General features: G+C 72.1%; 18 protein-coding genes. 7 read left to right on the forward strand and 11 right to left on the reverse strand.

Annotation, left to right across the window (positions count from 1 at the left end):
* The first annotated feature begins 94 nt into the window (after positions 1-94).
* Complete coding sequence (locus tag J4557_RS33285) at positions 95-1,369, forward strand: ABC transporter ATP-binding protein (protein ID WP_208270739.1); 1,275 nt, start codon at positions 95-97, stop codon at positions 1,367-1,369.
* 72 nt (positions 1,370-1,441) lie between these two features.
* On the opposite strand, the gene pdxR is transcribed toward J4557_RS33285, so the two are convergent.
* Entirely contained in the window at positions 1,442-2,860 is a 1,419-nt protein-coding gene (gene pdxR / locus J4557_RS33290; RefSeq protein WP_208270740.1) for a MocR-like pyridoxine biosynthesis transcription factor PdxR, read from the reverse strand.
* Positions 2,861-2,942: 82 nt separating this feature from the next.
* Here pdxR and J4557_RS33295 point away from each other — a divergent pair, with 82 nt between their 5' ends.
* Together J4557_RS33295 and J4557_RS33300 are read left to right on the forward strand one after the other, a co-directional pair.
* The gene (locus tag J4557_RS33295) at positions 2,943-3,557 is read left to right on the forward strand and encodes a TIGR03086 family metal-binding protein (protein WP_208270741.1); all 615 of its coding nucleotides are present in this window, start codon (positions 2,943-2,945) and stop codon (positions 3,555-3,557) included.
* Positions 3,545-3,955 (forward strand): hypothetical protein, encoded by a 411-nt coding sequence (locus J4557_RS33300; protein WP_208270742.1) that lies wholly within the window; start codon positions 3,545-3,547, stop codon positions 3,953-3,955. Before J4557_RS33295 ends, J4557_RS33300 begins: the two co-directional genes overlap by 13 nt.
* On the opposite strand, the gene J4557_RS33305 is transcribed toward J4557_RS33300, so the two are convergent.
* The 3 genes from J4557_RS33305 to J4557_RS33315 all read right to left on the reverse strand — a co-directional run bounded on the left by J4557_RS33305 (position 3,919) and on the right by J4557_RS33315 (position 7,373).
* Positions 3,919-4,296, reverse strand: a complete 378-nt coding sequence (locus tag J4557_RS33305) for a MerR family transcriptional regulator (RefSeq protein ID WP_190867785.1) — start codon at positions 4,294-4,296, stop codon at positions 3,919-3,921. The two genes, J4557_RS33300 and J4557_RS33305, sit on opposite strands and share 37 nt — an antisense overlap.
* 34 nt (positions 4,297-4,330) lie before the next feature.
* Positions 4,331-5,239 carry an alpha/beta fold hydrolase gene (locus J4557_RS33310; protein WP_208270743.1) on the reverse strand — a complete coding sequence of 303 codons (909 nt, stop codon included), beginning with the start codon at positions 5,237-5,239 and terminating at the stop codon, positions 4,331-4,333.
* Between the two features lie 895 nt (positions 5,240-6,134).
* Entirely contained in the window at positions 6,135-7,373 is a 1,239-nt protein-coding gene (locus J4557_RS33315) for an HNH endonuclease signature motif containing protein (protein WP_208270744.1), read from the reverse strand.
* 666 nt (positions 7,374-8,039) lie between these two features.
* Here J4557_RS33315 and J4557_RS33320 point away from each other — a divergent pair.
* The 3 genes from J4557_RS33320 (at position 8,040) to J4557_RS33330 (ending at position 10,792) form a co-directional block, all read left to right on the forward strand.
* Positions 8,040-8,675: a histidine phosphatase family protein gene (locus tag J4557_RS33320; protein ID WP_208270745.1), complete on the forward strand. Its 636-nt coding sequence runs from the start codon at positions 8,040-8,042 to the stop codon at positions 8,673-8,675.
* 187 nt (positions 8,676-8,862) lie between these two features.
* Positions 8,863-9,732 carry an LLM class F420-dependent oxidoreductase gene (locus J4557_RS33325; RefSeq protein ID WP_208270746.1) on the forward strand — a complete coding sequence of 290 codons (870 nt, stop codon included), beginning with the start codon at positions 8,863-8,865 and terminating at the stop codon, positions 9,730-9,732.
* 202 nt (positions 9,733-9,934) lie between these two features.
* A complete protein-coding gene (locus J4557_RS33330; protein WP_243776733.1) occupies positions 9,935-10,792 on the forward strand; it encodes an isocitrate lyase/PEP mutase family protein in 858 nt (285 codons plus the stop codon).
* 205 nt (positions 10,793-10,997) lie between these two features.
* Here the strand turns inward: J4557_RS33330 and J4557_RS33335 are convergent, their stop codons facing one another.
* The 6 genes from J4557_RS33335 to ppdK form a co-directional block, all read right to left on the reverse strand.
* Complete coding sequence (locus J4557_RS33335; RefSeq protein ID WP_243776752.1) at positions 10,998-11,450, reverse strand: GtrA family protein; 453 nt, start codon at positions 11,448-11,450, stop codon at positions 10,998-11,000.
* 112 nt (positions 11,451-11,562) lie between these two features.
* Positions 11,563-12,783 (reverse strand): MFS transporter, encoded by a 1,221-nt coding sequence (locus J4557_RS33340; protein WP_208270748.1) that lies wholly within the window; start codon positions 12,781-12,783, stop codon positions 11,563-11,565.
* Between the two features lie 71 nt (positions 12,784-12,854).
* Positions 12,855-14,084 carry an NAD(P)/FAD-dependent oxidoreductase gene (locus J4557_RS33345; RefSeq protein WP_208270749.1) on the reverse strand — a complete coding sequence of 410 codons (1,230 nt, stop codon included), beginning with the start codon at positions 14,082-14,084 and terminating at the stop codon, positions 12,855-12,857.
* 209 nt (positions 14,085-14,293) lie between these two features.
* Positions 14,294-15,589: a deoxyguanosinetriphosphate triphosphohydrolase gene (locus J4557_RS33350; protein ID WP_208270750.1), complete on the reverse strand. Its 1,296-nt coding sequence runs from the start codon at positions 15,587-15,589 to the stop codon at positions 14,294-14,296.
* Between the two features lie 107 nt (positions 15,590-15,696).
* Positions 15,697-16,503 (reverse strand): YdcF family protein, encoded by an 807-nt coding sequence (locus J4557_RS33355; protein WP_208270751.1) that lies wholly within the window; start codon positions 16,501-16,503, stop codon positions 15,697-15,699.
* Between the two features lie 125 nt (positions 16,504-16,628).
* Complete coding sequence (gene ppdK, locus J4557_RS33360) at positions 16,629-19,325, reverse strand: pyruvate, phosphate dikinase (protein WP_208270752.1); 2,697 nt, start codon at positions 19,323-19,325, stop codon at positions 16,629-16,631.
* Between the two features lie 341 nt (positions 19,326-19,666).
* Here ppdK and J4557_RS33365 point away from each other — a divergent pair, with 341 nt between their 5' ends.
* On the forward strand, positions 19,667-21,553 hold the full coding sequence (locus tag J4557_RS33365; protein WP_307800354.1) for a glycoside hydrolase family 15 protein: 1,887 nt from the start codon (positions 19,667-19,669) through the stop codon (positions 21,551-21,553).
* 57 nt (positions 21,554-21,610) lie between these two features.
* On the opposite strand, the gene J4557_RS33370 is transcribed toward J4557_RS33365, so the two are convergent.
* Positions 21,611-23,368: a bifunctional metallophosphatase/5'-nucleotidase gene (locus tag J4557_RS33370; RefSeq protein ID WP_208270753.1), complete on the reverse strand. Its 1,758-nt coding sequence runs from the start codon at positions 23,366-23,368 to the stop codon at positions 21,611-21,613.
* Between the last annotated feature and the right edge of the window lie 160 nt (positions 23,369-23,528).

Raw genomic sequence — 23,528 nt, forward strand, 5'->3', positions numbered from 1 at the left:
AACGGCTGGTAACACTGCGCCAGCTATGGACAAACGGATTGTGACGCGATGAGATGGCGCACCGAGTTCCAGCCCCACCCCCCAGGCGGCCCCGATGACGGATGTTGTATTGGACGGCGTCGAGAAGGTCTATCCAGGCGGGCAGGTGGCCGTCCGAAAGGTCCGGCTGCGGATCAACGACGGCGAGCTGTTCGTGCTGCTCGGACCGTCCGGGTGCGGGAAGTCCACCCTCCTGCGGATGATCGCCGGGCTGGAGGAGATCACATCCGGCGACCTGTGGCTGAACGGGTCGGTCGCCAACGACCTGCCGCCGCGCGACCGGAACGTGGCGATGGTGTTCCAGGAGGGCGCGCTCTACCCGCACCGCACCGTCAAGGGGAACATGATGTTCCCGCTGGAGGTGTCGGGCGACGACCGCGCGGAGGCGTCCGCGAAGGTCGTCGAGCTGGCGCGCGCGCTCGGCCTCAACACGATGATCGACCGGCTGCCGGGCACGCTGTCGGGCGGCCAGCGGCAGCGCGCCGCGATCGGCCGGGCGCTGATCCGCCAGCCGTCGCTGTTCCTCATGGACGAGCCGCTGTCCAGCCTGGACGCCGGGCTGCGCACCGAGCTGCGGGTGGAGATCGCCGCGCTGGTGCGCTCCAGCCGCACCACCACCGTCTACGTCACGCACGACCAGATCGAGGCCATGACGATGGCCGACCGGATGGCGGTGCTGCGCGACGGCGTCCTGGAGGACGTCGGCACCCCCGAGCAGATCTACGAGGACCCGGCGACGGTGTTCGTCGCGGCGTTCCTCAGCTCCCCGCCGGTCAACCTGCTGCAGGCGACGCTGTGGGCGGTCGAGGGCGAGGGGCTGCTGCTCGACCTCGGCCCGCAGCGGCTGACGATCCCGTGGGACGACCCGCGCGCGTCCTCGCTGATCAGCCATCACGGGCAGATGGTGATCGTCGGGATCCGGCCCGACACGCTGATCCCGATCGCGCCGGGCTCGCCCGCGCGGCAGGGGACGGTGCTGTCCGGGCGGGTCCATTCGCTGGAGTTCCACGGCCACGAGTGGCTCGCCTACGCGCAGGCCGGCATCCCGACCGTGGACGCGAACGAGTTCGGGCGGCCCCGTCCCGCGCCGGCGCCCGCGGCCGCGCCGCCGGGCCTGCGCGACCGGCTGCGGGAGATGCTGGGCCGCCCGTCCCACGAGCCCGGCCGGGCCGAGGAGCACGAGGGCCACCACCGCCGCTCCGACCTGATCTTCCGCGCGAACCCGGGCCAGCGCCCGAACCGCGGCGACCACGTGGCGCTGACGGTGAACCTCGACCGGATGCTGCTGTTCGGCGCCGACGGCCGCCGCGTCACGCCCGTCCAGCGCTGACGCCCGTCCCGTGGCCGGGACGTGCCGGTCCCCAGGGCTCCTTTCCGGCGGCGCCGTCGAGGACGGCGGCGGTCAGGCGCCTCGGCCGACGACGCGCCGCAGCCGGCGCAGACCCTCGCCGATCTCCGGCAGCGTGACGGCGCCGTAGCCGAACACCAGCCCCGGCACCGCCGGACCGTCGACGGCGAACTCCGACAGCGCGAACAGCCCGACCCCCTCCGACAGCGCCTCGCGGACGACCGAGGCGTCGTCCGTCCCCTCCGGCAGCGTCGCGCTCAGATGCAGGCCCGCCGCCGACGGCACCACCTCCAGCCGCCCCGCGAACAGCGTTTCGAGCAGCCCCGCGACCCGCTCGTGCCGGGCCTGGTACTCCCGCCGCGACCTGCGGATGTGCCGCGCGAGCAGCCCCTCGTCGATGAACCGGGCGAGCGCCGCCTGCGTCGGCAGCTCCGCGTGCCACGACGACACGTACCGCGCCATCCGGAACGCGCGGTGCAGCGACGGCGGCGCGACGAGGAACCCGATCCGCAGCACCGGACGCATGATCTTGGAGAAGGTGCCCATGTAGAGCACGCGGCCCCCGTCGTCCAGGCTCTGCAGCGGCTCGATCGGCCGCCCCCCGTACCGGTACTCGGTGTCGTAGTCGTCCTCGACGATCACCACGTCCCGGCGCCGCGCCCACTCCAGCAGCGCGCGGCGGCGCGGCAGCGACATCGGCATCCCCAGCGGGAACTGGTGCGACGGCGTCACGTAGACGGCCCGCGCGTCGTCCGGCAGCGCGTCCACCCGCAGTCCCTCGGCGTCGACCGGGACGCCCCGCACCCGCATCCCCGCCGCGTGCAGCAGCATCCGTACCGGCGGGTACCCGGGATCCTCGACCGCCACCACGTCCCCCGGCTCCAGCAGCACCCGGACGACCAGGTCCAATGCCTGCTGGATCCCCGACGTCACCACCACGTCCGCCGCCGCCGCCCGCACCGACCGCGACACCCCGACGTGCCGGGCGATCGCCTCCCGCAGCTCCGTCTGGCCCGCCGGGTCCCCGGCCGCCGCCGGATCGCCGAGCGCGGACGGCCGCAGCCGCCCCGCCATGATCCGCCGCCACGACTCGTACGGGAACAGCCGCACGTCCGGCAGCCCGGCCCGGAAGTCCCAGGTGATGCCGGGCATCCGGTGCGGCCACACGCCCACCTCGTCCCAGACCCGGCGGGGCCGCAGCGGCGACGCCACCGGACGCTCCCGCTCCTGGAAACCGGCGTCCCGGACGAACGTCCCCGCCCCCACCCGGCTCTCCAGGAACCCCTCCGCCGCGAGCCGGTCGTAGGCGACCGCCACCGTGTTCCGCGAGATCGCCAGCCGCCGCGCCAGCTCCCGCGTCGGCGGCGCCGCCTCCCCCGCGCGCAGCCGCCCGTCCAGGATCGCGGCCCGCAGCTGCCGGTAGATCTGGCCCGCCAGGTCCTTGCGCCCGACGAGGCTCACGTGCAGGTCCACGCGTCCGACCCTAAACCGGCTCAGCCGTTTTCCGCGTTTTTGGCCCTGTACCTGAGCCACTCGCCGTTCCTACGGTGGCCATATGGACCTGCTGACCGAACTGCTCACCACCGACTTCCGGCCCCTGGACCGCCAGGCGGCCGACCTCTACCTCGCGGCCGTCGCCCAGGTGAAGCCCGACGCGCTCGCCCTGCCGACGCCCTGCCCCGACTGGACCCTGCACGGCCTGCTCCGCCACCAGGTCAGCCAGGACCAGGGCTTCGCGGCCGCCGCCCGCGGCGACGGCGCCCGCCTGTCCAACTGGCACGGCGGCGACCTCGGCGACGACCCCTACGCCGCCGCCGCGGCCTCCCTCGGCCTCGTCACCGAGGCGTTCGCCGGGACCGCCCTCGACGCCGGGCTCGTCCTCCCCGAGATCCGCGACGGCGGCCCCTTCCCCGCCTCGCTCGCGATCAGCTTCCACTTCGTCGACCTCGTCGTCCACGCCTGGGACGTCGCCGCGACGATCGGCGCGCCCTGGGAACCCGGCGACGACCTGGTCGCCGCGTCCCTCAAGGTCGCCGCGATCGTCCCCACCGGCGCCGACGACCGGGGCCCGGGGACGTCCTTCGCGCCCGTCGTCCCGTCCGCGGACGGCACATCCCCGCAGGACCGCCTCCTCGCCCTGCTCGGCCGTTCCCCCTCGTGGACCCGCTGAGGAGCTGGCGGCCGGGCCTCGCAGGCGGCCGCGGACCGGTGCTGGTGAGCGTCACCGACTTCACCTGCGCCCACCCGTCCGACCTCCCGAAGGTCTACCGGGCCGGCCTGACCCTGCGCCGGGCCTGGCCCGACCTCCAGGGCGCCGTCGGGCTCTGGCTGTGGACGAAGCCGCTGCAACTGCGCAGCGGCTCCGTCTCCGTCTGGGAGTCCCGAGAGGACCTGCACCGCTTCGTCGCCTGGCCCCCGCACGTCGCCATCATGCGCCGCTTCCGGGACCGCGGCACCGTCCGCGCCCACACCTGGACCGCGGACGGCTTCGACCCCGCCGAGACCTGGACGCGCGCCGCGCGCCTGCTGGGTCAGGCCGGGGAGCCCTCGCAGACCGCGCCGCGATAGAAGCCGATCTTGAACTTGACGTGCTCCTGCTGCTCCCGCAGCCGGGCGATCTGCTCCTCCACGCGGCGGTCGTGCGCCTGCAGCAGCTCAAGCCGCTCCCGCACGGTCTCCGCGCCGCCTCGCGCGAGCTCGGAGTACCGCAGCATCTCCGCGATCGGCATCCCCGTCTCGCGCAGGCACCGCAGCATCCCGAGCCACTGCAGGTCGCTGTCGCTGAACACGCGCCGCCCCGACGCGTTCCGCGCGATCCCCTCGAGCAGCCCGATCTTCTCGTAGTAACGCAACGTGTCGATGCTGAAACCGCTTTTCTCGGCGGTCTCGGCCGGAGAATAGGAGCTCACGCGCTCCAGGATCCCACCTGGAGCGCACTCCAGGTCAATCCCCGGCGGCTCCGGCCCGCCGCTCCAGGAACCCCGCCACGGTCTCGGTGAACCACCGGGGATCGTCCAGCCAGGGGAAATGCCCCGCCCCCGGCTGGGCGACCGCCGTCCCCTTCGGGAACATCCCCGCGATCTCGGCGGCGACCCGGGGCAGCGGCCCGCCGTCCAGCTCACCGGCCAGGACCAGAACCCGTGCCTCCAGCCCCGCAACGACCTCCCGCGCCGCCGCCGGCGCGAACGCCTCCGGGGACGCGTACAGCTCCGCGGCCTGCTCGTTCGTCTCCGCGACCTCCCGCGCCGCGTGCGCGCGCGCCGCCGCGTCCCAACGCCCATAGAAGAACGGCACCACCGCCCCCCACTCGGCTTCCGACGCGCTCCCCGCCCAGACCGCCTCGAACGCGTCACGCCCCGCCTCGAACCAGGGCTCGCCCTTCCGCAACGCCGCCGCCTCCCGGCGATGCTCAACCGTGAAGTCGACCCCCAGAGCACGGGCCCGCCCCGCCACCAGGACCAACGAGCGCACCCGGTACGGATGTGCCACCGCATACAGAATCGCGAGGTCGCCACCCGCCGAGTGCGCGAGCAGGTCAACACGCTCCAGGCCCAGATGCCGCCGCAGGGCCTCCACGTCGTCGACCTGCCGATCACACCGGTACGTCGCCGGATCGACGGGCCTGTCGGAACCGCCGGTGCCGCGCAGATCCAGCATGACGAGCCGGCGGCGTTCAGACAGCCCGCCGAGATCCCCGAGATAGGCAGAGGCCCGCATCGGCCCACCCGGAATGCACAGCAGCGGCTCTTCGCCGCCTTGGCCGTGGCCTTGGCCTTGGCCTTGGTAGTCGGTCTCGCTGGCCATGACGCTGTAGGCGAGGCGCGTACCGTCCCGACCCCTGAATTCCGGCATCTCGCGATACTCGCAGTCTTTCGCGGTTGTTGTTCGGCCTTGAGCTGTTCTCCTCTCGGGGTTCGGGTGGTGGGAGCTACTTGTGGCTCCTCGGGAGAGGTTCGACTGGTTCTCGGAGGTGGTGTTGTTCGTGGTCTTTGGGGGGCTCTTGCGCTTGGTGCTGGGGTGAAGGAGTGTTCGGGAGATTGGCAAGAGGGGTGTTCGGGTGGTGGGGTGGCGCTGGCGTACGGGGCCGCCCCTCCAAAGTCAAGGGCGCCTTCGGCGTCGCTTCGCGATGGACTTCGTCCACCCTTGACTTCGGAGCCTCTGCGGCCCCTGAGGCAGCGCTAGGGGCAGGCTCCGCCTGCCCCGCCCCGGTCGCGCCACCCCACCACCCCCTTCCGTAAGGAACCAAGCCCCCTTCTCGGCAGTCCACTCACCACCGTCACCAGGCCCGTAGATATGAGCCGCCCGTGATCCGGTGTTGGCGACGGCTCCGGCATTAAGGCCTGTAGAGGGCGGGCTGCGTTCACCGGGGCGGTCTCGGCCATTGCAGCGGTATCGCGCAGTCATGCGGGAAGGGCAGCTCGCCCGTCCTGCGGGTGGGTGCGAATGGACCGGCGCCGGGCATGGGCGGGCGTGGCTGGGCGTCGCCGGGTGTGGCGTTGTGGGGGGCGGGCTGGTTATGCGGTCCCTGTCCAGCGCGGTGTGAAGTGGGTCGGTGCTGCTGGGCGTTGTAGTGGCCGGGTGGGCTAGCGGTGGTGTGCACTGAGGTCTGGTGAGGTACGCACAGTCCGGTGTGTGGGTTGCCCGTCGCCTGTGGTGTGGGCATGCCGGGGCCGCCCGTCACCGGGGGTGGATGCGGACGGCGGACCGGCGCAGGGCATGACCGGGTGCGGTGTGGCGGGTGGGGTGGCTATGCGGCCCAATCGAGAGCGGGGTCGTCGGGCGGGCCGATGCTGCCTGGTGGTCCGGCCCCGGTTGCGGGTCCTCTGGCGTCGGCTGGTGGGAGTAGCCGGTAGACATGTCGCCCGTCGTGATCCTTGGTGATCTGGATCTGGTCGGGGTTGGTGTGCTTGAACCGGTTGTGCCACCCACAGGTCAGAGCGAGCTGGTCGATGTCGGTCGGCGACCGTCCGAGCGCCCAACCGTGCACGTGGTCCACTTCGCACAGTGTCCCGGGCACTTCACATCCGCGTACCGCGCAGGAGGGGTATAGCGTCTCAAGGACTTGCCGCTGTGCTGCGGAGGCGAATCGTTCGCGGTATCCCAGGTACAGCGGGGTGTTCCCGCGTCCGAGGAGCAGGGGCGATACCCCGGCGGCCAGGGCGATGCGGCGGGCTTGGGCGGCGGGGATGGGGGTGCCGTCGGTGAGGCGGGCCGGAGCGTTGCCGCCGGTCAGGGTGTCCAGGTCGCAGATCACGGTGACCTTGGAAGCCTTGTGCCCGCCTGACAGGACGCTGGACAGTGCCGCTGCGGTGCGTTCGGGGAGGTCGCGGCGGTCGTCGAGTCCGGCCGGCTTGGCCAGCGGTGCCAGGGTGCCGTCCCAGATCGCGGCGTCCTCAGGGTTCAGCCACCCCTTCACATACCGGCCGCCGTCCAGTGAACGGGTGGTGGTGAGCCACGACTTGTCGTAGCCGCGCCGAGAATCCTCATCGGGGGCGTCTTCGGTGTCGTCGCGGTCGGCGATGAGGTCACGGATACGGCGGCCGAACGCGGCGACCTTCCCGGCGGAGAACCCCTGGTCGACGAAACCGAGGAGTGTGGCCTCGGCCTCGGCGCAGTCGTGGTCGTCCAGGCGCGAGACCGAGTCAGCGACGGTGACGGCGTAACCGTAGGACAGCTCCCCGGCTGCGAGTTGCTCGGCCACCTGCGGGAGGCGACGCCGCTGCCGGGCGAGAGTGAGGCGCTCCTTGGCGCGGTTGTCGCGCATGCCCAAGCTCGACCGCAGCCATGCTTGGGTGGAGGGATATCCCCACCGGGCCTGCTCCCCGCAGGCGTCGACTCGGCCGATGAAACCGGCGAGCGCGCTTTCTTGCATATCGGATGCGGCTACGAGGGTTTCGGTGAGTTTCAGGCAGGCGGCTGCCGATTCGGGGGCTTCTCGCGAGGCGAGTTCAGTGGCGATGGTTGAGAGCGCGTTCACCAGTTCCATGGTGGACGCGGCCTCAAGCTCGACCGTCACTGATTGCATACGTAAATAGTACCCGCTGTGACCGACATTCATGGCCGTTCACGGCACATTCCGTCCAGTATTTTTCGGTGTGAAAGGTCGGTGGGCCCTTGCAGCCTTTGTTCTTTCGAACACCCCCCGATGGGGCCTGGCTCCTGACGGAAGGGGGTGGTGGGGTGGCGCGACCCGGGGCGGGGCAGGCGGAGCCTGCCCCTAACGCTGCCTCAGGGGCCGCAGAGGCTCCAAAGTCAAGGGTGGACGAAGTCCATCGCGAAGCGACGCCGAAGGCGCCCTTGACTTTGGAGGGGCGGCCCCGTACGCCAGCGCCACCCCACCACCCGAACACCCCTCTTGCCAATCTCCCGAACACCCCTTCGCCTCTCACCCATCCCCCTATCGCCCCCATCGCGAGAACACCCCAACGAAACCCGAACACCCCCCAACAGACTCACTCGAACTTCCACCCTGAATACCGCTGAACGCCTTCACGGCCGAGCGGTCCGTCACCCGCGCACCCACTCCCCCGATTCCGTCAAAACACACCAACAAAAAGCTCCTAGCAACCCGCTCACCACACGCTCCCCACCCCGCACCTCCCAACTCCTCCACCCCCAACTCCTCCACTCCAAATCCGATTACCATTCCAAGATGGACGGCACACTTGAAGTGATATGCCTTCGGCATGCGGAGTCTGAGAACGTCGTCGCCGGCGTCTCCGGGGCGTTGCCGGGCGCGCCGCTGACCGAGCGCGGACGTGTGCAGGCGGCCGCGATGGCATGCGCACTGACGCCGGTCGACCACGTCTACGCGAGCACGGCCGAGCGGGCGCGGCAGACGGCGGAGGCGATCAGCCACTCCCAAGGAGTGCCGGTCACCGCGATGCCCGGACTCGTTGAGGTGGGAATCGGCAGCCTGGAGGGCACGGCGGATCCCGCGACGCGGGCGCGAACCGCGGCAGTGCTGCGCGCATGGGTGGTGAACGGGGACCTGGACGAACGAGTCGGCGACGGCGAGACGGGCTACGCCGTGGTCACGCGGATCGCGGAGGCGTTCGAGACCATCGCAACCGCCCACCGGGACGGCGGCGCGGTCGCTGTGGTCGGGCATGTGGCGAGCCTCACCGCAGGGTTGAGCGCGCTGTGCGGGCTCGGCTCGGCGGTGTGGGGCGCGCCGCTGCCACATGCCGTCCCGTTCCGGGTTCTCCTCGACGACCGGACCTGGCGCTGCGTCACCTGGCCGGGCGCCTTACCGGAAACCACACCTGCAGCCTTACCAGGGGCCTGACCGCCGCCGATGCCAGGTCAGATGCGTAGGAAGCGCAGATCCGGAGGCCGCGACTGGCCCCATACGGGTTGGGTATGCAGCGAAGGTCGGACTTGACCTGGAGCGCGCTCCAGGTCGCAGAGTCATTAGCAGCGAGTTGGCAGGCAGCACGCCGGCATCAGACATCGACGAACGCGAGGAACCCGCTATGCGCATCGGACTCCAGGTGCCCAGCTTCACCTTTCCCGGCGGGCCGGAGCAGATCGGCCCGGCGTTCGCCCGCATCGCGAAGGAAGCGGACCAGGGCGGTCTGCACTCGCTGTGGGTGATGGACCACTTCTTCCAGATCAACATGGTGGGCCCGGCGGACGAGCCGATGCTGGAGGGCTACACGGCGCTCGCCTACGCGGCGGCGCTGACGGAGCGGATCACGCTCGGCACGCTGGTCACGGGCGTGACGTACCGGCATCCCGGCATCCTGGTGAAGACGGTGACGACGCTGGACGTCCTGTCCGGCGGGCGGGCCTGGCTCGGTATCGGCGCGGCCTGGAACGAGGAGGAGTCGCGCGGGCTCGGCGTGCGGTTCCCGCCGACGGCGGAGCGGTTCGAGCGGCTGGAGGAGACGCTGCGGATCGCGCACCAGATGTGGGACGGCGACGAGTCGGCGTTCGAGGGCGAGCACTACCAGCTGGAGCGTCCGCTGAACTCGCCGCCGGCGCTGCGGCGACCGCACCCGCGGATCCTGATCGGCGGCACGGGCGAGAAGAAGACGCTGCGGTTCGTCGCCAAGTACGCGGACGCCTGCAACATCTTCGACGGCGATGAACTGCCCCGGAAGCTGGAGGTGCTGCGCGAGCACTGCGAGAGGGAGGGCCGCGACTACGCCGAGATCGAGAAGACGTCGCTGACCTTCTTCACCGGGACGCCGTCGGTCGGCGCGGCGGTCGACACGGTCGGGCGGCTCGCCGAGCAGGGCGTGGACGAGGTGATCTTCTCGCAGGGCACGGGCCAGGACTTGACGGGCATCCTCGTGGAGGCGCTGGCGCAGACGGAGAAGATCGTCCCGGCGGGACGCTGAACCGCGGACCTGCACGGTTCAGTCCCGCACCGGCGGCCTGGGTTCCAGTGGGACAGCGAGCGGCGACGCATCGCGCCATACCTTCCAATGGTGGACGCGGTCCAAGAGCCCCTCAGGTGATGCGGGGGGGCGGACCGGCTCAGTCAGATGGGTTGCAATTGGCTCTTCGACTGGGCCGATCCGCCGGCCTAGGTTCGGCGGTATGACGACGACCCGAGACACGATGGTCAACGAGAAGGCGCGGCTGTTCCGCTCGTACCACGAGGGACTGCTGGTCCTGCCGAACGCCTGGGACGCGTGCAGCGCGGCGATGATCGAGCGGGCCGGGGCGTCCGCGATCGGGACGTCCAGCGCGGCGGTCTCCTGGGCGCTCGGCAGGCCGGACGGCGAGCATCTCGGCCGGGACGCAATGGCGGCGGCGGTCCACCGCATCGCGGGCGCGGTCGGCGTTCCGGTCTCCGCGGACGTCGAGGGCGGGTACGGTCCAGGCCCGGACGATGTGGCGGCGACGGTCGAGGCGGTGGTGGACGCGGGCGCGGCCGGGATCAACCTGGAGGATTCGCCGGGTCCGGCGGGCAGTCCGCTGCACTCGCCCGGCGCGCAGGCGGAGCGGATCGCGGCGGCCCGCGAGGCCGCGGCGGGCGCGGGCGCGCCCGATCTGGTGGTGAACGCGCGCACCGATGTCTTCTTCCACCAGGTCGGCGACCCGGCGGGGCGGCTGGACGAGGTGATCGCGCGGGCGGCCCTGTACGCGGAGGCGGGCGCGGACTGCCTGTTCGTCCCGGGCCTGCTCGACCTAAGCCTGCTGCGGACGCTGACGGCCGCGATCCCGATCCCGGTCAACGCGGGGTCGTTCTTCGCGGGCGGCCCGACGGTGGCGATGCTGGCGGAGGCGGGCGTCCGGCGCGTCAGCGTGGGAACGGCGCTGGCGGGAGCGGCCTATACGGCGGCGCTGCGGGCGGCCGAGGCGTTCCTGCGGGACGGCGATCTGGGCGCGACCGCCGGCAGCGTCTCGCCTCTCGAACTGGACGGCGCGATGCGCCGCACCGCCGCCGGCTGAAGGTGGAACAAGGCGCCTACAAGCCGAGGGCACCAACGGCGAGGCCGCGCCGCTCGTCCGCGACCGGGCGGGGCGGTCGCCGCGGTAGGGACGAAGGCGAGCCGCTGCCGCGCGGAGACGATGATCGGTCGGGTGCGCAGGACGCGGACGTGCTCGAGGGGTTCGCGGGCGATACCGGGCCCACGCGTCGTGGGGCCGGTCCGGGTCAGACGGCCGCCGTGGTGAAGACCCACTTCTTGTACGACCAGTAGCGGAACGCCGAGCCGAGCACCACGCCCGCGAGGAGGCCGAGGTTGTAGGCGATCCCGCCGTGCAGCCCGAGCGAGTAGTAGGTGAACCCGGTGCACAGGATCTGGATCGCGAGGCCGACGCCGTTCAGCGCGAAGAAGATCGCGACCTCGCGGCCGGAGCCGTCGCTGTCGCGGTGCCGGAACGTCCAGTAGCGGTTGAGCAGGTAGGAGCTCAGCGTGGAGACGACGGTCGGCACGGCGACGCTGGTCACCGGGCTGCCGCCGAGCCAGGCGCGCATCAGGTTGGCGCCGAAGATCATGATGAGGGTGCCGACGAACCCGACGAGTCCGAAGCTGACCAGCTCGCGGAGGAACGCCCGGTACGCGGGTGCGGACGAGACCGTTTTCGCCGGTCTAGACCGCTGCATGGTGCTCACTCGCCCAGACCTTACCTGAACGGTACATATAACGACGTCACAACCCGGCCAAATCGGCCCGCCCCCATCCGGCCCGCACCGGCCTCGGCGCGGGGTGCGCCGCTCAGCGTTCGGCGGTGGCGGCGGCCGGGGCCAGCAGGACGATCAGCCCCGCGAGCGCGGCCGGGACGGCCAGCGCCCACGCGAGCCCGACGCCCTGCGCGATGAATCCGATGACGGGCGGGCCGCCGAGCAGGCCGAGGTAGCCGACGCCGGTGACCCGGGAGATCCCGGCGGCGGCCGGGACGCCGGGGACGTTCCCGGCGGCGCTGAACGTGACGGGCGCCACGACGGCGACGCCGAGGCCGAAGAGCGTGAAACCGGACACGGCGGCCACCGGGTTCGCCAAAAGCAGCCCGAGGGCGAGCCCGGCCGCCGCGATCAGCGAGCCGGTCCGGAGCACGGTGACGGGGCCGAAGCGGGCGACGACGCGGTCGCCGGCGAGCCGGCCGGCGGTCATCGCGATCGCGCATCCGGCGTAGCCGAGCCCGGCGGCGCCGGGGCCGGTGCCGAGGCTCTCCCGCAGGTAGATGGCGCTCCAGTCGGCCATGGCGCCCTCGCCGACGAACGAGCAGAGCCCGATGACCCCGAGCATGATCAGCGGCCAGCGGGCGGCGCGGACGGCCGCGGACCCGCGCCGCTGGGAGTCCGCCCCGTCCGGTGCTCCGGAGGTTCCGTCGAGGGCGGGGCCCGCCGGGTCCGGGAGCACATCGATGGAACGGTCCAGAAGGTCGCGGCAACCGACCGCGAGCACCAGCACCAGCACCGCCGCCGCGACCGTCAGATGCACCGCGACCGGAACGCCCGCGTGCGCCGCCGCCGAGCCGACCAGCGCCGACAGCAGCGTCCCGATGCTGTACGCGCCGTGCAGGCCGGACATCAGCGGGCGCCCGTAGCCGCGCTCGACGGCGACGCCCTGGGCGTTCATCGCCACGTCCATCAGGCCGAGCGAGCCGCCCATCAGCACCAGGGAGAAGATCAGCGACCCGAGGTTCCACGACAGCCCCAGCGGGACGAGGGACAGCGCGCCCATCGTCCCGGCGGCGATCGTCGTGGCGCGGCTGCCCTGGCGGTGCACGATCCGGCCGGCGAACCGGACCGCCACGACCACGCCGACCGGCGCGCCGAGCAGCGCGAGGCCCATGGTGCCCGCGCTGAGCCCGAGATGCTCCTTGATCTGCGGGATGCGCGCCACCCACGCCGCGCCGAGCAGCCCGTGCGCCACGAACGCCACCGTCACCGCCAGGCGCGCCCGCACCGGCGCCGCGATCTCCTCCGTCACCACCCGGCCGACTGTACGTGCCTTACACCCCGGGTCGATACGGCCGGCCGGTGACAGAGATCGGAAGCGAGCGGTCAGGGCAGGAGGTCGGCGAGCGGCACCGCCGGGTCGGCCAGCCGGGCCTCGTCGACCGGGCGGCCGGAGCGGATCAGCGCCTGGACGTCCCCGGTCACGTCCCACACGTTGACGTTCATCCCGCCGACGACCCGGCCCTCGTGCAGCCAGAACGCGATGAACTCGCGGGCGGCAACGTCGCCGCGGTAGACGACCTTGTCGTACTCCCCCGGCGCGGCGACGCCCGACATCTCCATGCCGAGGTCGTACTGGTCGCTGAAGAAGTACGGGACGCGGTCGTACACGACGTCCTGGCCGAGCATGGCGCGCGCCGCGGCGGGCCCGCCGTTCAGCGCGTTCGCCCAGTGCTCCACCCGGATCCGGCGGCCGAGCAGCGGGTTGTAGGCGTTGGCGACGTCGCCCGCGGCGTAGACGTCGGGGTCGGAGGTGCGCAGCGACTGGTCGACGAGGATCCCGTCGGAGACCTCCAGGCCCGCCTTCTCGGCGAGCCGCGCGTTCGGCCGGACGCCGATGCCGACGACGACCACGTCCGCGGGCACCTCGGCGCCGCCGGAGGTGACCACGGCCGACACCTGACCCGCGCCCCAGAACCCGGCGACGCCCTGGTCGAGCCGCACGTCGACGCCGTGCTCGTGGTGCAGGTCGGCGAACAGGCGGCCGAGTTCGGGACCGAGCGCGGCGTGCAGCGGCGCCGGCTCCGGCTCGATGATCGTGACCTCGTTGCCGTAGGCGCGGGCGGCGGCGGCCGTCTCCAGCCCGATCCAGCCGGCCCCGGCGACGACGACGCGGCGGCCGCCGTGCGCGAACGCCTGCTTCAGCGCCGCCGAGTCGGCCATGGTGCGCAGGTAGTGGATGCCCTGGAGCTTGGAGCCGGGGACCTCCAGGCGGCGCGGGGACGCGCCGGTCGCGAGCAGCAGCCTGGTGTAGCGGATGGGCTCCTTGGTCGACAGCCGCACCTCGTGGGCGGCACGGTCGATCGCCGTGACCGAGACGCCGACGCGCAGTTCCACGTCGTGCTTGTCGTACCAGTCCGCCTCGTGCACGTGCGCCTTCTCGCGCGGCTCCTTGTCGAGCAGGAACCCCTTGGACAGCGGCGGGCGCTCGTACGGCCGCTCGATCTCCTCGCCGATCAGCAGCACGCGGCCCGCGAAGCCCTCCTCGCGGAGCGTCTCCGCCGCCTTGGCTCCGGCAAGGCCGGCACCGACGATGACGAACGTCTCCTCGGGCATGGCGACCTCCTGTAGATGACTTGTAGCTATCCCTACAGCGGCCTCCGTAACGAGACAAGGGCCATCGTTCGGCGCGTCGGGGCGGAATGCACGCACCCGGCCCCGCCCGCTGCTGCGGCCGCCGAGGCGCGTGGGCGGCTGGCGCCGCAGGTCCGGTGCGGCTGCCGCCGGGGGCCAGTGCGGGCGACCGCCGCGAGGCCAGTGCGGGGCTAGTGCGGGCGGCCGCCGAGGAGGCGGTGCCGCGCGATCGCCGACAGGTCGGTGAGGGAGGCGATCTGGTCGACGACGGCGCGCAGCCGGGCCGCGTCGTCCCCGGCGTCCAGGAACGCCTCGCGGAACCCGGGGTCGAGGGAGGCGGGCGCGCCCGCGAGCATCATCTCGGCCAGCTCGGTGATCAGGGTGCGCTGGCGGGCCCTGACCTCCTCGTGGCTGATCCACACGTAGTGCGCCGTGATGCCCTTGAGCAGCGCGTTCTCCAGTCGCTGCGGGCGCGGGACGATCAGCTCGGCGGCGTACCGGGTCAGCGGCCGGTCGCCGTGGGCGGCGCGGGTGGCCGTCTCGGCGGCCAGGCAGAACCGGCCGATCAGCGTGCTGGTGAGGTTCTTGAGCGCGGCGAGGCTGCGCGGCGTGCCGTCGTAGCGGTCCGGCCAGTAGGGCTCGGCGAGCAGCGCGGCGAACCGCTCCTCCAGCTCGTTCATGTCGGCGTCGGCGCAGTACAGCTTGGCGGCGGTGGCGGCGACGAGGCGGCGCTCGGCGGGGTCGGCGAGCAGCGCGAAGTCGACGTGCCCGGCGACGAGCGCGTCCTCCAGGTCGTGGACGGAGTAGGCGACGTCGTCGCTCCAGTCCATGACCTGGGCCTCGAAGCAGATCCGGCCGGGCGGGGCGTCCTCGCGGACCCAGCGGGCGACGGCCACGTCGTCGTCGTACACGCCGAACTTGCCGTTGACGGCGTCCTCCTGCGTCCACGGGTACTTCATCGCCGCGTCGAGGGCCGCGCGGGTCAGGTTGAGGCCGACGCTGCGGCCGTACAGGGGCGGGCCGTCCGGGGCGAACGACTTGGGCTCCAGCCGGGTCAGGACGCGCAGGCTCTGGGCGTTGCCCTCGAAGCCGCCGCAGTCGCGGGCGACGACGTCCAGCGCGGACTCGCCGTTGTGGCCGAACGGCGGGTGCCCGATGTCGTGGGACAGGCACGCCGCCTCGACCAGGTCGGGGTCGCAGCCGAGGGACTTGCCGAGCTCCCGGCCGACCTGCGCGCATTCCAGCGAGTGGGTGAGCCGGGTGCGCAGGCTCTGCACGGTGTCGGCGGCGGCGTCCGCTCCCGGCGAGGCGACCTGGGTCTTGGCGGCGAGCCGGCGGAGCGCGGCGCTGTGCAGCACCCGGGCGCGGTCGCGTTCGAAGGCCGTGCGGTCGCGGCGCTTGGGGGGCTCGGGCGCCCAGCGCAGCCTGTCGGTGCCGGAGTATCCGGACCCTTCCGAGCGTCCGGTGCGTGACGGATTCTGGGTCATGTGCTTCCAGGGTAAGCGGGCAAAGGGCGAGTAAGCAGGAGGAGCGGCCCCGGACTTCGACGGCGCGGCGTCCGGGGCGGCGTCCGGTCCCGTGGCGGCGCCGCGACTCAGCGGGTCGGCGGCCCGCCCGGCGTCGCGCCGGGCGTCGCGCCGGGCGACACCGTCGCGGTCGGATCACCGTGGATGATCTTGATGGTCTCGCTCGGCGTCTTCACGCTCTTGCCGAGCAGCACGTACGACAGGTACCCGCCGGTCTCCCGCACGATGTAGTGGAACTGGGTGTCGCGGGTCTGCACGCTGGGGCCGCTGTGGGTGGGCGACGCGGCCGCCTTGATCCCGCTGTCCTCGGCCATCCGCTTGGAGCGCAGCGCGTGCCACGGGTCGGTGACGATCACCCCGGACGTCCAGTGCCGCGCCTTGTAGACCTTGCCGACCGCCTTCATGCTCTGCAGCGTGTCGCGCCCGACCGGGACGGCGACGACCTTGGACGCGGGCATGCCGCCCTTCTCGATCAGCCACCGGCGCCCGGACTCCGCCTCGGTGTAGTTGTCGCCGGGCGCTCGGCCGCCGACGGTGACGATCGCGGGCGCGACCTTGGCGCGGTACAGGTCGAGGGCGTGCTGCAGGCGCCACCGCAGCGTCGGGGACGGCACCCCGTTGTACTGCGCGGCGCCGAGCACGATGATCGCGTCCGAGCGGGGCCGCTCGTCCTGCCGGGCCTGGTACCAGACGCGGGCGCCGACGGTCAGCGGGGTCAGCACGGCGATGGCGACGAGGCTGCACAGCACGGTCACCGGGATCGTGAACCAGAGCGGCCTCCGGCGCCGCCCGCTCCTCCTGCGGCCGCGCGGGTGCCCGCCGGTCTCCTCCGGCTCGTCCGGGTCGTGGTCCGGCAACTCGACTTCCAACGTCATCGCTCTGGACACGTTAGTGAGATGGTCCGGCGTGCGCCGGAGGTTCGCAGGTCCGGCGTGTTGCACGCCCCACATTTCCGGTTCCGGGCGGCCGGCCCGCGCGGGGACGGCCGCCCGGAGCGGGGTCAGCGGCTGTCGCTGCCTCCGGCGCCGGCCGCCTCGATCGCGGCGCGGCCCGCCTCCAGACGCGCGACCGGTACCCGGAACGGCGAGCAGGACACGTAGTCCAGGCCGATCTCGTGGCAGAAGTGCACCGAGTCGGGGTCGCCGCCGTGCTCGCCGCAGATCCCGAGCTTGATGCCCGGACGCGCCTTGCGGCCCTCCTCGGCGGCGATCCGGACGAGCCGCCCGACGCCCTCCCGGTCGAGGGTCTCGAACGGCGACACCCCGAAGATCCCGAGTTCGAGGTAGCGGGAGAAGAACGCCGCCTCGACGTCGTCGCGGGAGAAGCCCCACGTCGTCTGGGTGAGGTCGTTGGTGCCGAAGGAGAAGAACTCGGCGGCCTCGGCGATCTGCCCGGCGGTCAGCGCCGCCCGCGGCAGCTCGATCATGGTGCCGACCAGCGCCGGGACGTCCACGCCCGTGGACTCCCGCACCTCGTCGAGGATGCCGCGCGCCTCGTCGCGGACGGCCTCCAGCTCCTGCACGGCGCCGACGAGCGGGATCATGATCTCCGGGCGGGGGTCGCCCCCGGCGGCCCGGCGGGCCGCGGCGGCCTCGGCGATCGCGCGCACCTGCATCGCGAAGAGCCCCGGAATCACCAAACCCAGCCGCACGCCGCGCAACCCCAACATAGGGTTCTGCTCGTGCAGTCGGGTGACTGCTTCGAGCAGTCTCCGGTCCCTGGGGTCCGCGCCGTCGCCGGCGAGGGCCACCCTGACCGACAGCTCGGTGAGGTCGGGGAGGAACTCGTGCAGCGGCGGGTCGATGAGCCGGATCGTGACCGGCAGCCCGTCCATGGCCGTGAAGATGCCCTCGAAGTCCTGCTTCTGCAGCGGCTCCAGGGCGTCCAGCGCGGCCTGCCGCTCCTCGTCGCCCTCGGCGAGGATCAGCTGCTCGACGAGCCGCCGCCGGTCACCGAGGAACATGTGCTCGGTCCGGCACAGTCCGATGCCCCGCGCGCCGAACCGGCGGGCCCGCGCGGCGTCGTCGGGGTTGTCGGCGTTGGCGCGCACCGCCATCGCCGCCTTCGCGTCGGCGTGCTCCATGACGCGGTCCACCGCGACGACCAGTTCGTCGCCGTCCGCGGCGGACAGCTCGCCCTCGAAGTACCGGACGACCGGGGAGTCCTCGACCGGGACCTCACCGAGGTAGACGTCGCCGGACGTCCCGTCGATCGAGATGACGTCGCCCTCGCCGACGGTGACGCCGCCGGGCGCGGTGAACGACCCGGCCTTGACGTCGACGTCCAGTTCCTCGGCGCCGCACACGCAGGTCTTCCCCATGCCGCGGGCGACGACGGCGGCGTGCGAGGTCTTGCCTCCGCGCGAGGTCAGCACGCCCTTGGCGGCGACCATGCCGGACAGGTCGTCGGGGTTGGTCTCGCGGCGGACGAGGATGACGTCCTCGCCCCGCTCGGCCCACTCGACGGCCCGTTCGGAGGTGAACACGGCCTTGCCGACGGCGGCGCCGGGCGAGGCGTTCATCCCCTTGGTGATCTTCTTGACGCCGTCGACCCGGCTGGCGAACCGGGGGAACATCAGCTGCGCGAGCTGGTCGCCGGTCACGCGCCGGGCCGCCTCGTCGGCGTCGATGAGCCCCTGGTCGAGCAGCTGGCAGGCGATCCGGAACGCGGCGGCGGCGGTCCGCTTGCCGACCCGGGTCTGCAGCATCCACAGCTTGCCGCGCTCGATCGTGAACTCGATGTCGCACATGTCGCGGTAGTGGTTCTCGAGCGTCTCCATGATCTCGAGAAGCCGGTCGTAGGACGCCTTGTCGATCCGCTCCAGCTCCGTCAGCGGGACGGTGTTCCGGATGCCGGCGACGACGTCCTCGCCCTGCGCGTTCTGCAGGTAGTCGCCGTAGATGCCCTGCTGCCCGGACGCGGGGTCGCGGGTGAAGGCGACGCCGGTCCCCGAGTCCATCCCCATGTTGCCGAAGACCATCGAGCAGATGTTGACGGCGGTGCCGAGATCGACGGGGATGCGCTCCTGGCGGCGGTACAGGATCGCGCGGGGGGCGTTCCAGGACTCGAACACCGCCTGGACGGCGAGGTCCATCTGCTCGCGCGGGTCGGTCGGGAACTCCCGCCCGGCCTGCTCGCGGACGATCGCCTTGAACCGGTCGACCAGCCCCTTGAAGTCGTCGGCGGTGAGGTCCACGTCGTCGTCGATGCCGCGGGCCCGCTTGGCGTCCTCGACGGCGTCCTCGAACAGGTCGCCGTCCACGTCCAGGACCGTCTTGCCGAACATCTGGATCAGCCGGCGGTAGGAGTCCCAGGCGAACCGCTCGTCTCCGGCCTGGGCGGCGAGGCCGTGCACCGACTCGTCGTTGAGACCGACGTTCAGGACGGTCTCCATCATTCCGGGCATGCTGAACTTGGCTCCCGAGCGCACGCTGACCAGCAGCGGGTCGCCGGGCTGACCGAGCTTCTTGCCCATCGCCGTCTCCAGGGCGGTGAGGTGGGCGTTCACCTCCTCCGCCAGCCCCTCGGGCAGGGTCCCGTGCTCAAGGTAATGCCGGCAGGCCTCCGTGGTGATCGTGAACCCGGGAGGCACGGGCAGGCCGAGGTTGGTCATCTCGGCCAGGTTGGCGCCCTTGCCGCCCAGCAGATCCTTGAGGTCCTTGTTTCCCTCGGTGAAGTCGTACACGAACTTCGGCACGGGGAGCTCCTTCTCGCTCCGGTTCCACCCAGTGACAGTTCCGGCCCCCCGCGCCGGAGAGCGCGCGCCGTCGCGTTCTCCCAGGCTGCCGCGGGTCCGCTGCACTGTTTGCCGGGACTGTACCCGCGGATGACCGAGTCTCCCGGCACCCCATGCGCGGAGCGACGTTTCCGCAGCTCAAAGGCCCTTTAATGGTCTATTCCAAGTGGTCTATTCCACTACCGGGAGGGCCACGCCGCCCATAAGGCCGCACACCGCGCGCCCGGCGCCGGGGAAACATCCCGCGCTCCTGGCGCACCCATTGCTCTGGAGAGGGAATGATGGATCAAGGAGGTGAGGCTGTGAGGCCGAAGGTCGCCGGCGGCCGGGCAGGAGACCCGTTCGCCCCGATCGCCGATTTCGGGTTCCTGTCCGACTGCGAGACGACCGCGCTCGTCGCGCCCAGCGGGAACATCGAGTGGATGTGCCTGCCGAGGATGGACTCGCCCAGCGTCTTCGGGTCGATCCTGGACCGGGACGCCGGGTACTTCCGGGTCGGCCCCGCGGGCGTGGAGGTGCCCGCGGCGCAGCGCTACATCCCCGGCACGATGGTGATGGAGACCACCTGGTGGGTGCACGGGGGCTGGCTGGTGGTCACCGACGCCCTGCTCATGGGGCCGTGGCACCACGAGACGGAACGGTCCCACACGCACCGGCGCGCCCCCACCGACTACGACGCCGACCACGTCCTGCTGCGGATGGTCCGGTGCGTGAACGGCCAGGTCCAGGCGCGGCTCGACTGCATGCCGGTCTTCGACTACGGGCAGACGCCGGCCCGCTGGGAGCACACCGGCGCCGGGTACCACGAGGCGGTCGCCCGCGGCAACGGGGTCGGGCTGCGGCTCACCACCGACATGAACGTGGGCTTCGAGGGGTCGCTCGCCACGGCCCGGACGCTGCTGAAGCAGGGCGAGTCCCGGTTCGTCGCCCTGTCGTGGAGCGAGCACGCGGCGCCGTCGTCGTGGGAGGAGGCGCAGGAGCGGCTCGTCTGGACCGTCCACCACTGGCAGCACTGGCTGGACCGCGGCCGGTTCCCCGACCACCCGTGGCGCAGCCACCTGCAGCGCAGCGCCCTCACCCTCAAGGGGCTGACGTTCGCGCCGTCGGGGGCGGTCGCGGCGGCGGCGACGACGTCGCTGCCGGAGACGCCGGGCGGCGACCGGAACTGGGACTACCGCTACACCTGGATCCGCGACTCCACCATGGCGCTGTGGGCCTTCTACACCCTCGGTTACGACTGGGAGGCCAACGACTTCTTCTACTTCATCACCGACGTCGCCGAGGCGGCCGAGGGCAAGCTGCAGATCATGTACGGGCTGGACGGCCGGGAGGAGCTGCCCGAGTCCACGCTCGAGCACCTGACCGGCTACGACAACGCCCGCCCGGTGCGCATCGGCAACGAGGCGTACATGCAGGCCCAGCACGACGTGTGGGGCGCGATCATCGGGTCGATCTACCTGTTCGTGCGCAAGCGCGACCGGCTCGACGACCGGCTCTGGAAGATCGTCGTCAAGCAGGTGGAGGACGCGCTCGCCAACTGGCGCACCCCCGACTGCGGGATGTGGGAGGTGCGCGGCGAGCCGCAGCACTTCACCTCGTCCAAGGTGTTCTGCTGGGTCGCCGCCGACCGGGGGGCGCGGCTGGCCCGGGTCCGCGGCGACAAGGAGCGGGCGGAGCGCTGGCAGGCCGCCGCCGACGAGATCCACGCCGACGTGCTGGCGAACGCGCTCGACGAGCGCGGGGTGTTCACCGCGCACTACGGGGCGACCGCGCTGGACGCGTCGGCGCTGCTGATCCCGCTGCTCGGGTTCCTGCCGGCCGACGACAAGCGGGTCCGGGAGACGGTGCTCGCCATCGCGGACGAGCTGTCCGAGGACGACCTCGTCCTGCGGTACCGGGCGACCGAGACCGACGACGGGTTCGAGTCGGAGGAGGGCACCTTCACGATCTGCTCGTTCTGGCTGGTCAGCACGCTGGTGATGATCGGTGAGCTGGACCGGGCGCGGGCGCTGTGCGAGAAGCTGCTGTCGTACGCGAGCCCGCTGCAGCTGTACGCCGAGGAGATCGACCCGCACACCGGGCGGCACCTCGGCAACTTCCCGCAGGCGTTCACCCACCTCGCGCTGATCAACGCGGTGATGCAGGTGATCAACGCGGAGGGCGCTCGGGAGCAGCCGCCACTGGCCTGAGCCGGCGGGCGCCGTGGCCGGGGACGTCCCCGGCCACGGCGCGTCGCTTCTCACGGTTCAGCTCGCCGCCGGAGCGACCCGGTCGAGCGGCGCGGGCGCGATCTCCGGGTGCGCCTTCAGGTACGCCACGAACGCCTCGTGGTCGGGCAGGTCGTTGCGGTACGCGCCGGTGAACCCGGTGAACGCGGTGTAGCCGTCCGCGCCGATCAGCGTGTAGGCGAGCGCCGCCAGCCGGTACTTCCCGGCCGGGTCGAGCGGCCTCCCGTTGATCGTGACGTCCGCCGGGTCGACGCGGTCGCCGGCCGGCCGGGACGCGTCGTAGGAGTAGCGGACGTTCCCCGACACGGCGAACGGCGCGAACTTCGCGCCCTGCCACTGCTGCTCGAGCGCCTGATGGATCTGCTCGCCGGTCACCGTGACGGTGAGGATCGGGTTGCCGTACCCGTAGGCGCTCCACGCCTCGCCGAACGTCACCCGCCCGTCGGCGTCGCCGGCGCCGGTCCCCTTCGCGTACGGCAGATCCCGCGCGACCGCGTTCGAGCCGGTGACGGGCTTGGTGGCGACGAGCGCGAGATCGGCGCGGCCCTTGCGGGACGTCCCGGCCGCCCAGTACTGGACGTCGGCGGCGAGGTCGCCCATCGTGCTCTCGCCACGGGCGTTCTGCGTCCGGGTGAAGTCGCCGGTCTGCCGCGCCAGCGGCCGGGCGGCCAGCGCGTTCCCGCGCGCCGTCCAGTAGTCGGCGATCTTCTGCACGGCCGGGTCGGGCGCGATGTCGCGGGTCACCGGGTGGTTGACGGCCCTGGTCGCGCTCCGGACCACCTCGCCCCGGGCGTCCAGCCGCAGGTCGATCTCGCTGATCAGCCGGCCGTGGTTCAGGCCCTCGATCACCGGGCGGGGGTCCCCCGCCGGGTCGGCGATCGTGCAGTTGAACCCCGCGTGCCAGTGCCCGGTGAAGATCGCGTCGATGTCCGGCGACGCCTGCTTCGCGAAGTCGATGACGGGGCCGTGCGGGTCCTTGCAGCCGTCGAAGCCCGCGCCGTCCGCCGACCCGCCGTCGTGGACGTTCGCCACGATCGCCTTCACGCCGCGCCGCTTCAGCTCCGCCGCGTACCGGTTCGCCGTCTCCAGCAGCGGCAGCGACCGCAGGTCCGGCTGGTAGGAGGTGGAGCCGGTCGGGGTGTCCGGCACCGTCAGGTCGATGAACCCGACCGGGATCCTCCGGCCCCCGTCTCCGCGCACCCACTCGATGTTGTATGGCTTGAGGATCGGCCTGCCGGTCTTCGCGCTGACGATGTTGCCGATGTAGAAGGGGAAGTCCGCGCCCCGGAACCGGTGGCCCGCCGAGTCGGTGAAGCAGCTGTCGACGTCCACCTCCCCGAAGCAGCGGCCCTTCATCATGTGGTCCTTGAGGAACCCGGCGGAGACGTCCAGCTCGTGGTTGCCGACGGTCGAGAACCGGACGCCGAGCTCGTTGAGCACCTCGATCGTCGGCTCGTCGCGGAACGCGTCGACCTCGAACGGCCAGCCGCTGAAGTTGTCGCCGACCGAGAACAGGATCGAGTTCCGCTTTCCCTCCCGCAGCCGCTTCAGGTGCGCGGCGTTGTAGGCGGCGCCGCCGACCTTCAGGACCGTCCCGTCCGGCAGCTTCACCTGCCCGTTCGCGGCGTCGTTGGAGGGCTGCAGGTAGCCGTGGAAGTCGGTGATGGACAGCAGCTGCACGTCGACGGGGCCGGGCTGCCCGGCGTGCGCGGCGGGCACCGTCCCCGCCGTGAGGGCGGCGAGGGTGAGCGCGCCCCCGGCCAACCGTCGGGACATTCGAGACACGAGGCACCTTCCGCCGGGCCGGACCGATCGGCAGAAGATCATCAGGACCGGATGTCCGGCGGGCGAGAGGGAGATCATCGGCGGGTGAACGGCGCCCGAGCGTCCTGATCACAACTTGGCGACGGCCGCCGGACATGCGCCATTCGTGACC

This window comes from Actinomadura nitritigenes (assembly GCF_017573545.1).
GTDB lineage: Bacteria > Actinomycetota > Actinomycetes > Streptosporangiales > Streptosporangiaceae > Spirillospora > Spirillospora nitritigenes.